General features: G+C 68.0%; 13 protein-coding genes. 7 read left to right on the forward strand and 6 right to left on the reverse strand.

The genetic code is table 11. The features are described from left to right. Nucleotides 1-29: 29 nt before the first annotated feature. A complete protein-coding gene (locus tag FPJ27_RS23430; RefSeq protein WP_204425945.1) occupies nt 30-785 on the reverse strand; it encodes a DeoR/GlpR family DNA-binding transcription regulator in 756 nt (251 codons plus the stop codon). A gap of 81 nt (nt 786-866) precedes the next feature. Between FPJ27_RS23430 and FPJ27_RS23435 the strand changes: the two genes are divergently transcribed. From FPJ27_RS23435 to FPJ27_RS23445, 3 genes are all read left to right on the forward strand, one after another. Beyond that, entirely contained in the window at nt 867-1,466 is a 600-nt protein-coding gene (locus FPJ27_RS23435; protein ID WP_048243154.1) for an NUDIX domain-containing protein, read from the forward strand. Beyond that, nucleotides 1,463-1,843 carry a DUF4406 domain-containing protein gene (locus FPJ27_RS23440; RefSeq protein WP_204425946.1) on the forward strand — a complete coding sequence of 127 codons (381 nt, stop codon included), beginning with the start codon at nt 1,463-1,465 and terminating at the stop codon, nt 1,841-1,843. The genes FPJ27_RS23435 and FPJ27_RS23440 overlap by 4 nt, the downstream gene beginning before the upstream one ends. Before the next feature lie 197 nt (nt 1,844-2,040). Beyond that, a complete protein-coding gene (locus tag FPJ27_RS23445) occupies nt 2,041-2,907 on the forward strand; it encodes a Sir2 family NAD-dependent protein deacetylase (protein ID WP_204425947.1) in 867 nt (288 codons plus the stop codon). Between the two features lie 37 nt (nt 2,908-2,944). Here the strand turns inward: FPJ27_RS23445 and FPJ27_RS23450 are convergent, their stop codons facing one another. Then, on the reverse strand, nt 2,945-4,156 hold the full coding sequence (locus tag FPJ27_RS23450) for a S53 family peptidase (protein ID WP_204425948.1): 1,212 nt from the start codon (nt 4,154-4,156) through the stop codon (nt 2,945-2,947). Between the two features lie 417 nt (nt 4,157-4,573). On the opposite strand from FPJ27_RS23450, the gene crcB reads away from it, so the two are divergent. Continuing rightward, nucleotides 4,574-4,960, forward strand: coding sequence for a fluoride efflux transporter CrcB (gene crcB, locus FPJ27_RS23455; protein ID WP_072436136.1), 387 nt, complete (start codon nt 4,574-4,576; stop codon nt 4,958-4,960). A 23-nt stretch (nt 4,961-4,983) separates the two neighbouring features. Continuing rightward, nucleotides 4,984-5,334: a DUF190 domain-containing protein gene (locus FPJ27_RS23460; RefSeq protein WP_034183430.1), complete on the forward strand. Its 351-nt coding sequence runs from the start codon at nt 4,984-4,986 to the stop codon at nt 5,332-5,334. A 13-nt stretch (nt 5,335-5,347) separates the two neighbouring features. Here the strand turns inward: FPJ27_RS23460 and FPJ27_RS23465 are convergent, their stop codons facing one another. Then, a complete protein-coding gene (locus FPJ27_RS23465) occupies nt 5,348-5,911 on the reverse strand; it encodes a YggT family protein (protein WP_072436135.1) in 564 nt (187 codons plus the stop codon). A gap of 76 nt (nt 5,912-5,987) precedes the next feature. Beyond that, entirely contained in the window at nt 5,988-6,917 is a 930-nt protein-coding gene (locus FPJ27_RS23470) for a DUF2520 domain-containing protein (RefSeq protein WP_204425949.1), read from the reverse strand. A gap of 515 nt (nt 6,918-7,432) precedes the next feature. Between FPJ27_RS23470 and FPJ27_RS23475 the strand changes: the two genes are divergently transcribed. Further along, nucleotides 7,433-7,738, forward strand: a complete 306-nt coding sequence (locus FPJ27_RS23475) for a hypothetical protein (RefSeq protein ID WP_027783774.1) — start codon at nt 7,433-7,435, stop codon at nt 7,736-7,738. Between the two features lie 117 nt (nt 7,739-7,855). Here the strand turns inward: FPJ27_RS23475 and FPJ27_RS23480 are convergent, their stop codons facing one another. Both FPJ27_RS23480 and FPJ27_RS23485 read right to left on the reverse strand, forming a co-directional pair. Continuing rightward, on the reverse strand, nt 7,856-8,521 hold the full coding sequence (locus tag FPJ27_RS23480; protein ID WP_204425950.1) for a LysE family transporter: 666 nt from the start codon (nt 8,519-8,521) through the stop codon (nt 7,856-7,858). 58 nt (nt 8,522-8,579) lie between these two features. Then, on the reverse strand, nt 8,580-10,136 hold the full coding sequence (locus tag FPJ27_RS23485) for a UbiD family decarboxylase (protein WP_204425951.1): 1,557 nt from the start codon (nt 10,134-10,136) through the stop codon (nt 8,580-8,582). Nucleotides 10,137-10,731: 595 nt separating this feature from the next. On the opposite strand from FPJ27_RS23485, the gene FPJ27_RS23490 reads away from it, so the two are divergent. Continuing rightward, nucleotides 10,732-11,844, forward strand: a complete 1,113-nt coding sequence (locus FPJ27_RS23490) for a lytic transglycosylase domain-containing protein (RefSeq protein ID WP_072436130.1) — start codon at nt 10,732-10,734, stop codon at nt 11,842-11,844. Nucleotides 11,845-11,923: the final 79 nt, after the last annotated feature.

Genomic DNA, 11,923 nt, shown 5'->3' on the forward strand with positions numbered 1-11,923 from the left:
CGCAACCGCACGGATTCGAACCGCTGCCGCTATGCTCGCACGACCGTCACGCCGGCGGCCTCGATCGGCTTCGTCAGCGCGGCTTCGGTTTCCTTCTCGACCACGACGGTTTGCGCGAGCGTGATGTCGCCGATCACGAACTGCGACGCCGCGCGCAGTTTCGACTGCGACGCGAGCACGACCGTCTCGGCCGCGCGTTCGGCCAGCGCGCGCTTGATCGCCGCTTCCTCGAAATCGCCGGTGCTCAGCCCCGCGACTGGATGTACGCCCGTGACGCCCATGAAGTAAAGATCAGCATGGATGCGCGCGATGCCTTCCATCGCCGCGGCGCCGACCGCGACGATCGAATGCTTGTAGAGTCGCCCGCCGATCAGGATCACGTCGATCGACGGATGCGCGGCCAGCGCGACGGCGACGCTCGGGCTGTGCGTGACGATCGTCGCGCGCAGGTCGGCCGGCAACTGGCTGACGAGCAGCGCCGACGTCGTGCCACCGTCGACGATCGCCACTTGCCCGGGCGCGATCATCTGCGCGGCCCGGCGTGCGATGCGCCGCTTTTCCGCCGTTTCGAGCACCTCGCGCTGCGCGAACGGCGCGACGGCCGGCGACGCCGGCAGCGCGCCGCCATGCACGCGCTGCAGCAGGCCTTCGGCCGCCAGCTCGCGCAGGTCGCGGCGGATCGTGTCTTCGGACACGCCGAATTGCGCGCTCAATTCGACGGCCAGCACCTGGCCGTCGCGCGCGAGCGTATCGAGGATCGCTTTCTTGCGTTGCGTCGTCAGCATCGTGTTTGCACGAAATGTCTTGAAGTTGCACGAATATGCACGTTACCATGGGCGCCGTCTTTTGTCGAATGGGAGGCTGCGATGGCTGCAACGCGGGATCGCGTGCGCATCGTCGATACGACGGTGCTGTCCGATGACTGGTATGTGCTGAAGAAGGTGACGTTCGATTTCCTGCGCCGCGACGGAACGTGGCAGCGCCTGAGCCGCGAGACCTACGACCGGGGCAACGGCGCGACCATCCTGCTGCGCAATGCCGGCACGGGCGACGTGCTGCTGACGCGGCAGTTCCGGATGCCGGCGTTCGTCAGCGGGCACGACGGGATGCTGCTCGAAGCCGCTGCCGGCCTGCTCGACGATGCGACGCCCGAAGCACGCATCCGTGCGGAGGCCGAGGAGGAGACCGGCTATCGCGTGCGCGGCGTGCGCAAGGTGTTCGAGGCGTTCATGAGCCCTGGGTCCGTGACGGAGAAGCTGCATTTCTTCGTCGGCGAATACGATGCGTCGCTGCGCACCGGCGACGGCGGCGGCGTCGCGGAAGAGGGCGAGGATCTCGAGGTCGTCGAGATGCCGCTGCAGGCGGCGCTGGACGCGGTCGAGCGCGGCGAGATCGTCGACGCGAAGACGATCATGCTGCTGCAGTACGTCGCGCTGCGGGAAACCGCCGGCGCGCGCACGGCATGACGCCGCTGCTCGTGCTGGTCGCCGGCCCCTATCGCAGCGGCACGGACGGCGACCCGGCGCGCATCGCCGCGAACCTGCACCGGCTGGAAGCGGCGGCGCTCGCCGTGTATCGCCGCGGGCATGTGCCGATGATCGGCGAGTGGGTGTCGCTGCCGCTCGCGGTCGCGGCCGGGTCGCGGCAGGTCGGCGACGAGATCAGCGAGGCGTTCCTGTATCCGGCCGCGCACCGGCTGCTGCGGCGCTGCGATGCCGTATGGCGGATCGACGGCGCGTCGCGTGGCGCCGATGCGGACGTCAGCCTCGCGCGGCAGCTCGGCAAGCCGGTCTATTTCGCGGTCGACGAGATTCCGGTCGCGCAAGACGATTCGGATGGCTGAGCAGGCGGGGAGGCGGGCGGATCGCGACGTTGCCCGGGCTTCGCTGCGTCGGCTGCAGCGGGAAAAGCCGGGCGCCGCGCGGACTCACGACGTTGCGATCGCGTCGTGCCTGTGCATCGCGCATGCGGCACGGCACCCGAACCGGCGTATGATCGCGACGCCGCCCGCGCACCGTTCGACGTTACCGCCGCCCCATCATGCCGTTCCCCGATTCCGACGACTCCACCGCTGCCGCCGCGCAGCTTCCCGCCGATCTCGTCGCTGCCGCCGTTGACGCGCTCGCGCGCGCCGACGCGTTGCTCGTGACGGCCGGCGCGGGCATCGGCGTCGATTCCGGGTTGCCCGATTTTCGCGGCACGGACGGCTTCTGGCGTGCGTATCCGGCGCTGCGCCACGAGCGTTTCGAATTCCACGAGATCGCATCGCCGCACGCGTTCCGTGCGCGTGCGCAACTCGCGTGGGGGTTCTACGGGCACCGTCTCGCGCTTTACCGCGCGACGGTGCCGCATGCGGGTTTCGCGATCCTGCGTCGCTGGATCGACGCGATGCCGAATGGCGGCTTCGTGCTGACGAGCAACGTCGACGGCCAGTTCCAGAAGGCCGGTTTCGATCCGGCGCGGATCGTCGAGATCCACGGCTCGATTCATGCGATGCAGTGCCTGCGGCCATGCTCGGACGACACGTGGGACGCGGCGCCGTTCGTGCCGGACGTCGACGAAGCTACCTGCCGGCTGGTCGGCGAAGCGCCGCGCTGTCCGCGCTGCGGGGGCCTCGCGCGGCCGAACATCCTGATGTTCGGCGACACCGGCTGGCTCGGCGCGCGCTACGACGCGCAGGAACGTGCGCTGGAAGACTGGATCGCGCGGGCCGGGCGCGTCGCCGTGGTCGAGATCGGCGCGGGTACCGCGATTCCGACCGTGCGCCTGCTGAGCGAGCGGCTCGGCGCCGACGTGATCCGCATCAACGCGCGCGAAGCGCATGCGCGCCGTGCGGACGTGATCGGGTTGAAGGGCGGTGCGCTGGCGACGCTGACCGCGCTCGACCGCGCATGGCGCGGCGGCTGAACGCCGCGCCGCGGACCGACCGGCGGCGGCCGGGTAGTTACGGCCGGGCGACGAGCGCCTGCACGAGCGACGGCGCTTGCGGCGAACCGAGACCCGTCACGTAGTCGTAGCCGCCGGCTGCGTTGCAGACGCTGCCGCAATTGCCGTTGGACCCGGTCGTCACGTCGTGAAAATCGCTGCCGTACGCGGTTTTCCCGACCGTATAGAGCGAGTCGTAGGTGCCGCTCAACCGGCTCTTGCCGGACGCCGCGCGCAGCGAATTCGCGATCGCGACGAGCGCCGACCATTGCGGTGCGCCCGCGCTCGTGCCGCCGACCTGGAACCAGCCCGCCTGCCCCTGGTAGGTGACCGAGTCGTACACCGCGAAACCGCTGGACGGATTCGCGTCGTAGCTGACGTCGGGCACGCCGCGCTTGCCGGCGACCGGAACCGGCCACGCGGTCTGGCCGGCCGGCTCGGCCTCGACGGTGCTCACGCCGCCGCCGCTGCCGCTCCACGCCGCCTCGCCGACGTAGTTGCCGTACGCATCGATGGACAACGTCGTGCCGCCCACCGCCACCACGTACGGCGACGCGGCCGGGTATTCGGTCCCGGTGCCGCTGTCGCCGGACGATGCGACGAACGTGACGCCCGCGACGTTGAAGTGGCTGTCGAAGCCGGTCTCGCTGCCGAACTCGCTGCCGCCGAAACTCATCGACACGACCGACGCGCCGCGCGTGACCGCGACGTCGACCGCGGCCAGCAGGTCGCTGAAGCTGGCCGACGCGGCCTCGACGAGCATGATCTTGGCCTTCGGCGCGATCGCATGCACCCATTCGACGTCGAGCGACATCTCGAGCGCCCAGCCCGAATCGGTCCTGGGCCGCGTACCGCGTGCGTACACCTTGGTGAAACAACCGTTCGACGACGTGCAGGCCGGCAGCGAGAACGCGTTGCTGAACACGCCGAGATCGGCCTCGATCTTCGGGTCGTCGTACGCGTCGACGATCGCGACGACCATCCCGTCGCCCTGGTTGGCGATCGTGTCGAACCCGTACGCGTGTCGGGCGAGCGCGGGCGTGAGGCCGGATATCGAAGCCGTGCTCGCGCGCGGCTTCGTGTGGAACGGCGGGCGCGCGTATCCTTTCGGCGCGCGGTTGCCTTCGACGTAGGACGGCGGTCCGTTGCCGTCGGCGAGCGCGACGCTCGATGCGAGCAGCGACGCACACAGTGCCGGAATCAACATGAATGACGGGCGGATATTGTTCATTTTTCGAGTCTCCATGTCGATGGAGTGGGTTGGCGGAACAAGTCTACAAAATCGGCGAAGTCAATTGCATGAAATATCGGCCGGATACGGGAATGTCTGATAAGGGAAACTACGCGGAAGCCCCGTGAAATATGGGATTTTCAACGTTGGCGCACAGCGTGCGAAGCGGCTTTGCCGATTTTGAAAATGCGGCTAGATAATCAATCTGTTTTTTTAATTTATTTGTAATGTCCTGCGTAATGCATCGGAAAATATCGAGTGCGGCGGATTCGCGGGAATAATGAAATGCATCGCGCCCGTGCGACACGATCCGGCGTATGACGGCCCGCTCCGCCGGCGTTGCCGCCGCGGCGCGATTCCGCATACAGTTCAGCGTAGGCCGCATCCGCCACGCGGCGTCGTCAGCGAGGAGTGCCCTTGTTCTATTCGATCGTCGCGATCTTCGTCGGCGCCGGGCTCGGCGCGTTGCTGCGCTGGTTCCTGAGCCTCGCGCTCAACGCATTCTTTCCCGAGGTGCCGCTCGGCACGCTCGCCGCGAACCTGATCGGCGGCTACGTGATCGGCATTGCCGCCGTCGTGTTCACGACCCGCGTCGGGCTGCCGCCCGAGTGGCGGCTGTTCGTGATCACGGGCTTCCTCGGCGGCCTCACGACGTTCTCGACCTATTCGGTCGAAGTGATGACGCATGCGTTGCAGGGCGAATTCGGATGGGCGTTTGCGGTGGCTGCCCTACACTTGACTGGATCGTTCGCGCTGACGGCGCTCGGCATGTGGACCGCGCGCGCGTGGCTCGCGGCGGCCTGAGCGTGCCGCCATCGGAGGGAGCGATGGACAGGGTGTTCTTGCGTTTCTATGTGCACGAGCAGCACCGGCTGCACTGGAAGCCGCTGTGGGAATGGCTGCTGGAGGAGGCGAACCGGATGGGCGTCGCGGGCGGTTCCGCGTTTCGCGCGATGGCCGGCTTCGGCCAGCATCGTGTGCTGCATGAGGACCGCTTCTTCGAACTGCAGGGTTCGCTCGCGATCGAGGTCGAATTCATCGTCACCGAGGACGAGGCGCAGCGTTTGCTCGAACGGTTGTCGCGCGAGAAAGTGCGCGTGTGCTACGCGATGATTCCTGCGCGCTTCGGCGTGATCGACACGCTCGGCGCGCCGCCGGCGCAGGGGCCGGCGGCGTAGGGGGCAGCGTCGGTCAGATGCCGAAGATCGTCAGCGACACGGCGGCGCGCGTGACGATCATCAGCAGCACCTGCACGATCACGAACAGCAGGATCGGCGACAGGTCGATGCCGCCGAGGTTCGGGATGATGCGGCGCAGCGGGTTCAGGAACGGCGCGGTGAGCTGGTAGAGGATCGGCATCGCCGGCGAGCGCGGGTTGAGCCACGACAGCAGCGCCATCAGGATCGTCATCCAGATCACGAGGTTGAGTGCCCACTTCACGACGGTGAGCAGCGCGACCACGACGAGCGTCGGGATCACCGCGGCCGGGTCGAAGCCGGCCATCACGACCATCAGCACGACGTAGACGAGCGCGGTCAGCAGCGCGGCGACGACGCTGGCCCAGTCGATGCCGCGTACGCCCGCGATCACGCGGCGCAGCGGCAGCACGAGCCAGTTGGTCGCCTGCAGCACGGCCTGCGTGACGGGGTTGTACGGCGGCACGCGGACGGCCTGCATCCAGACGCGCAGGATCAGCGCGGCGCCGAACAGCGTGAAGACGGTATTGAGCAGAAAACGGGCGATCTCGCCGAACATCGTTGGCATCCTTTTTATACAGTCGAGTAGCGTGCGGCCGCCAACGCCGGATGGCGGCGCATCGGCCGACACCTTATCACGCCTCGTCTTGCGACGGGGAGGGGGGCGCGGCCGTGCGCGCGAGCGACGTTTCGACGGCTTCGGCGAGCGCCGGCAGCGACGCCGGCGGCGCGGCACGCTTCGCGGCGAGCGCGACCGCACGGCGCGTCATCAGCGCGTACAGCGTCGCGTGATCGCCGCCACGCGCTTCGAGCAGCGCGAGCTGGCGTTCGACGATCCCGGTATCGCCGCGCGACACCGGGCCGGCGAGCGCGTTCGCGAGCCCCTTGTCGCGCGCGGTTTCGATTGTGCCGGCGAGCATCGGCAGCAGTGCGCGCAGCGCGGCTTCCTCGTCGAAACCGAGGCCGCGCCACAGCTCGACCGCTTCCGACAGCCCGCACAGCGCGAAGCTCGCCGCGTAATGCGCGGCCGCGTGATAGAGCATCCGGCCGCCGGCCGGAATCGACAGCGGATGGCAGCCGAGTGCGGCGGCAAGTCGCATCAGCGTCGCGTGCAGCGCGCCGTCGGCTTCGATCGTGACCGAGCAGCCGTCGATGCGTGCGAGGTCGGCGTCGGTGCCGCCGAACAGGTAGAGCGGATGGAAGCCGCCGGTGGCCGCGCCTTGCCGTTTCGCCGGATCGAGCAGCGCGACCGCCGACGCGCCGCTGCAGTGGACGACTGCCTGACCGGCGGCGCGCGATGCATCGAAGCGGAGCGCCGCGGCGGTCGACGCGAGATGGTCGTCGGGAACCGTCAGGAAGATCAGGTCGGCGGCGTCGGCGACCTGCTGCGGCGTGTCGACGGCTCGGCAGCCGGCGATGCGCGCGGCGAGCGCCGCGGCCGATTCGGGCGTGCGGCTCGCGATCGCGACAACGGGAAAGCCGGCCTGCGCGAAGCGCTGCGCAACGCAGCGCGCGAGGCGGCCGGCGCCGATGAAGCCGAGACGGGGTGTGTCGGGAAGAGGCATGGCGGCGGACGTAAGCGAAAACGAAGCAGCCGCCAGTATCGCAGGAATGAAGGTGTGGTCGTGGAAGGTCGATTGCCGCGCGGACGCATGTGTTCATTACCGGCGTGCGGCACGATTCGCACGCGTATTTGCGTCCGGCGCTACGGTTGAATTCCGATCGATGAATCCGACCCCGAAACATGTCGTGCGCGCGGTCCTCTTGAATCGTCGGCGTCCTGTTTCAAATTTGTAATCGTTCATTACGTGCGCATGCCCGCCGCGCGTGCCGTATCCGGTAAGACTGACCGGCCGTCGCGTCGCGCCCCGACTCGTCGGACGGAATCGCGCGACCTGCAAGGGTCGCCGCAGGCCGCGGAAGCCACGCCGCACGGCGGCTCCGGCCGCCTGCAATTGCAATTTGCAACAAATGCGAAACACGCGAGAGGCGGGTTTTCGCTACATTGCTTCCATGCGACGTGCATGCCCGCCGTTGCCGACAGGAGCGCATAAAATACCGCTCCAGCAGGAGAATCGAAGTGAAAAAGCTCATTCCGTTCATCGCCGCCGCCGCGCTGGGTCTGGGTGCCGCAAGCGCCGCGCAGGCTCACGTGTCGATCGGGGTCGGCATCGGTATCCCGGTCGCGCCCGCGTATCCGGTCTATGCACCACCGCCGCCCGTGTACTACGCGCCGCCGCCCCCGCCCGTGTACTACGCACCGGCACCGGCCTACTATGCGCCTCCGCCCGCCGTGGTCGTCGGCGGCTACGGCGGTTACTACGGCCGCCCGTACTGGCGTCATGGCTACGGCGGCTGGGGCCATCACGGCTACTGGCGTCGCTGATCCGTCCCGCGCGGCCTGACCGCGCGTGGCAAAACGGCGCAACGTCCCGCGAGGGGCGCTGCGCCGTTTTTTATTAGTGCCGCCGCTCGACGCGCGGCTCGTGCAGGTCGGCTTCGCTTACGCCGCGTGCGCGATCAGGTCGCGGTAGCCGCCGACGATCACGCTGTACGAGAAATACGCGAACAGCAGCGCCGACGCGACGTGGCACGCGCGCATCAGTCCGGCGCCCGCGCGCTTGCGGCCCTGGCTCGCGAGCGTGCACATGAAGAGCGTCCACGCGAGGCCGCCGAGGAAGAAACCCGACAGGAACACCGACGCGGTGGCCGGCGTGGTCGCGCCGGCTTTTGCGATCAGTGCGCCGCCGACCGCCGCGAACCACAGGATCGCGCTCGGCGACGACATCGCGAGCAGCATCCCGCGCAGGAAACTGCGCCGCGCGCTTGCGCGCGGCGGCGGTGCCTCGTCCGCGTCGTCTGCCGACCTGGCCGGCGCCAACGCTTCGCGCGTCATCTTCCACGTGAGGAACAGCAGCACGGCGCCGCCGCCGATCCACACGATCCAGCGCACGGCCTCGAACTGCAGCAGCACGGCCATCCCCGCGAGCGCGAGCGCCGCGTAGAGGAGATCGCCGACGCACGAGCCGACGCCGAGCCAGAAGCCCGGCCGGAAGCCGTGCGACAGCGTCAGCGACAGCATCGCGACGTTCACGAGGCCGATGTCGAGACACAGCGACAGCGACAGGAAGAAACCGTCGGACAGCATCGAGGCGGGAGGAAAGCTCATCTTCGTCGTTCTGGTGATGGGTGCGATGCACGGGCCGGCGGGCGCCGGCCGTACGGCCTCAGAGTCCGATCTCCTGCCAGAGCCGGTCGACGCGCGCCTTCACGGCCGCATCCATCTCGATCGGACGGCCCCATTCCCGGTTCGTCTCGCCGGGCCACTTGTTGGTCGCGTCGAGCCCCATCTTCGAGCCGAGACCGGCAACCGGCGACGCGAAGTCGAGATAGTCGATCGGCGTGCTGTCGACCATCACCGTGTCGCGCACGGGGTCGACGCGCGTCGTGATCGCCCAGATCACTTCCTTCCAGTCGCGGATGTTCACGTCCTCGTCGACGACCACGATGAACTTCGTATACATGAACTGCCGCAGGAAGCTCCACACGCCGAACATCACGCGCTTCGCGTGGCCCGCGTAGCTCTTCCTCATCTGGACGATGGCCATCCGGTAGCTGCAGCCTTCGGGCGGCAGGTAGAAATCGGTGATCTCCGTGAACTGCTTCTGCAGCAGCGGCACGAATACCTCGTTGAGCGCGACGCCGAGCACCGCGGGCTCGTCGGGCGGTTTGCCCGTGTAGGTCGAATGGTAGATTGCGTCGCGGCGCATCGTGATGCGCTCGACGGTGAACACAGGGAACCACTCCTGCTCGTTGTAATAGCCGGTGTGGTCGCCGTACGGCCCTTCGAGTGCGTGTTCGTACGCGGCGGACGCATTGCCGGCCGGCCGCGGCGGCGCGGCGGCCGGAGCGGGAGCAGGGGTGCCGTCCTGCGGATGGATGAAGCCTTCGAGCACGATCTCCGCGCGTGCGGGCACCTGCAGCGTGTCGACGCCGGGCGTCAGGCACTTCGCGAGCTCGGTGCGACTGCCGCGCAGCAGGCCGGCGAACTGATATTCGGACAGCGAATCGGGCACGGGCGTCACCGCGCCGAGCGTCGTGGCCGGATCGGCGCCGAGCACGACCGCGACCGGATACGGCTTGCCGGGGTTCTGCAGCGCGAATTCGCGGAAGTCGAGCGCGCCGCCGCGATGCGCGAGCCAGCGCATGATCAGCTTGTTGCGGCCGATCAGCTGCTGGCGGTAGATGCCGAGGTTCTGGCGCGACTTGTTCGGACCGCGCGTGACCGTCAGGCCCCACGTGACGAGCGGCCCCGCGTCGCCGGGCCAGCAGGTCTGGATCGGCAGCTTGTGCAGGTCGACGTCGGCGCCTTCCCAGACGATCTCCTGGCACGGCGGCGACGACACCGACTTCGGCGCCATGTCCCACACGGCCTTCGCGAGCGACAGCAGCTTGCCGGCGTCTTTCAGGCTCTTCGGCGGGTCGGGCTCCTTCAGCGCGGACAGCAGGCGCCCGAGATCGCGCAGCGAGCCGAGCGCGGCATCGTCGCCTGCATCGACGCCCATCCCGAGCGCGACGCGGCGCGGCGTGCCGAACAGGTTGCCGAGCACGGGAAACGCATTGCCGGGCGGCGCGTTGAACAGCAGCGCAGGGCCGCCGGCGCGCAGCACGCGGTCGCACAGCTCGGTCATTTCGAGCACGGGCGACACGGGTTGCGTGACGCGCCGCAGTTCGCCGAGCGCCTCGAGGCGTTGGATGAAATCGCGTAAGTCTTTGTATTTCATGAAGAAGGTCCGGGCCGCCCGCATGGCGGGCGACGGTGGGCGGGCGCAGCGGCCGGCTGCGGCCCCGAATCGACCGACGATTTTACCCGGGCCGCCGCATGGACGCCCGGCCGCGAAAAAAGTCGATCGCGCGCAAACGCCCTACGGCACGGGGCTCCCGATCTGAAGGGCGGCTTTAAATTACTTTTTGTTATGATTTTGAGATTTTATAGTGTTGACGATCTATAAAACCCTGCTAGAATCCGCTCACATTGGTTGCAGGGTAAAAGGCTTCGAGCCGCCAATCACCGATCTTTGACGCAGCGCGTCACCGTCCGCCGAACCCTGCACGGCGTATTCGACGGCCTTAGTCGTAGTCCCAGCCAGCGCTACCAGACGCTGGTTTTTTGCGTGGGTGCCACCGCGTATGCCCGTCTCGCCCAGTGTGCGAAGGCGTCGGCCTTCTTACACCGTGGCCTCGAACGGTACTTATACCGTTTCCCCGATGCTTGCACGTCCCAACCAAGGCGTGCGGCGTCGTGATTCCGCGGCGCGTTTCTGTCTCGCCATCGAGCTGAGCGAGCCGCACGAGTCATGTTCATGGGAGATGATCTGAATGAACGCTTGGTTATCGTGGCGTCCCACTGAGCAGCATGCGCAAATCGTGCGCGACATGCTGCGTCGCGGGACGCGTGTCAGTCACCATCTATTCAGCGTTGTCGGCTGTCTCGCTGTCGCGGTTGCACTTGCACTGTGGCTGCTGCCAACCGTGCGCGGCACGCTTGCCGCGAAGCTGATGCCGGTCGTATCCGCGGCCGTGCAGGCCGGGCCTGCCCGTTTGCTGTCCGGCCATCCGCTGCCGAATTTCGCGCCTGCCGGCGCGCAGCCGCAGCAGGAAGAGAGTCCCGAAACGGACGCGCTTGCGGTCGGCCTCGATGTCGCACCGGAAGCCGCTGCGCAGGGCGATGCGTCCGATCCGGCCCGCAACGGCCCGTCGCCCGTCGCGCTCGCGAAACTGATCCCGACCCAGCGGGTGCCGGCCGACGCGCGCGACGATCGTGCGCTCGCGTCGAACCGCGAACAGGCGCTCGTCGCGACCTATCTGTCGCGCCGTTACCGCATCGCACAGGAGCCGCTCGGCCAGCTCGTCAAGGCCGCGTTCCAGACCGGCCGTGACGTCGGCCTCGATCCGCTGCTACTGCTGTCCGTGATGGCGATCGAGTCGGGCTTCAACCCTTACGCCGAAAGCGGCGTCGGCGCGAAGGGCCTGATGCAGGTCATGTCGAAGGTCCATTCCGACAAGTTCGAGTATTTCGGCGGCACCGATACCGCACTGCAGCCGCTCGCGAACCTCCAGGTCGGCGCGCTCGTGCTGAAGGACTGCATCGCCCGCGGCGGCTCGCTCGCGAACGGGCTGCGGCTGTACAACGGCTCGACGAACCCCGACGACAACGCATACGGCGCGAAGGTGATGGCCGAGCGCGGCCGGCTGCGCGACGTGTCGCACGGCCGCAGCGTGCCGGTCAATGCACCGCAGGCGCCGGCGAAGCCGATCGTCACGGCCGCTGCCGTAACGGCATCGGCAGGCGGCGCGAAGCGCGTGCGTGCGACGCTCGAAACCGCGACGTCGGCGAAGACGACGGCGTCGAAGGAAACGTCGCCGCAGGACGACGCGAGCGTCGATACCGCGAAGCAGGCGCACGGCGACCATTCGGAGCTCGGCGCGTAACCTGACGCGTACCGCGCGGTTCCGGCCGGCAGGAAATGAAAAAGGCACCCGATGCGGGTGCCTTTTCCTTTTGTGGCGT

The organism is Burkholderia sp. MS455, from assembly GCF_016899445.1.
Taxonomy (GTDB): Bacteria; Pseudomonadota; Gammaproteobacteria; order Burkholderiales; family Burkholderiaceae; genus Burkholderia; species Burkholderia pyrrocinia_C.

Bases quoted from the DNA above. Each gene is read 5' to 3' on its own strand.
- FPJ27_RS23430 (WP_204425945.1), bottom strand. From the start codon at position 785: ATGCTGACGACGCAACGCAAGAAAGCGATCCTCGATACGCTCGCGCGC.
- FPJ27_RS23460 (WP_034183430.1), top strand. From the start codon at position 4,984: ATGGACAGGGTGTTCTTGCGTTTCTATGTGCACGAGCAGCACCGGCTG.
- FPJ27_RS23480 (WP_204425950.1), bottom strand. From the start codon at position 8,521: ATGAGCTTTCCTCCCGCCTCGATGCTGTCCGACGGTTTCTTCCTGTCG.
- FPJ27_RS23465 (WP_072436135.1), bottom strand. From the start codon at position 5,911: ATGTTCGGCGAGATCGCCCGTTTTCTGCTCAATACCGTCTTCACGCTG.
- FPJ27_RS23490 (WP_072436130.1), top strand. From the start codon at position 10,732: ATGAACGCTTGGTTATCGTGGCGTCCCACTGAGCAGCATGCGCAAATC.
- FPJ27_RS23440 (WP_204425946.1), top strand. From the start codon at position 1,463: ATGACGCCGCTGCTCGTGCTGGTCGCCGGCCCCTATCGCAGCGGCACG.
- FPJ27_RS23445 (WP_204425947.1), top strand. From the start codon at position 2,041: ATGCCGTTCCCCGATTCCGACGACTCCACCGCTGCCGCCGCGCAGCTT.
- FPJ27_RS23435 (WP_048243154.1), top strand. From the start codon at position 867: ATGGCTGCAACGCGGGATCGCGTGCGCATCGTCGATACGACGGTGCTG.
- FPJ27_RS23470 (WP_204425949.1), bottom strand. From the start codon at position 6,917: ATGCCTCTTCCCGACACACCCCGTCTCGGCTTCATCGGCGCCGGCCGC.
- FPJ27_RS23485 (WP_204425951.1), bottom strand. From the start codon at position 10,136: ATGAAATACAAAGACTTACGCGATTTCATCCAACGCCTCGAGGCGCTC.
- FPJ27_RS23450 (WP_204425948.1), bottom strand. From the start codon at position 4,156: ATGAACAATATCCGCCCGTCATTCATGTTGATTCCGGCACTGTGTGCG.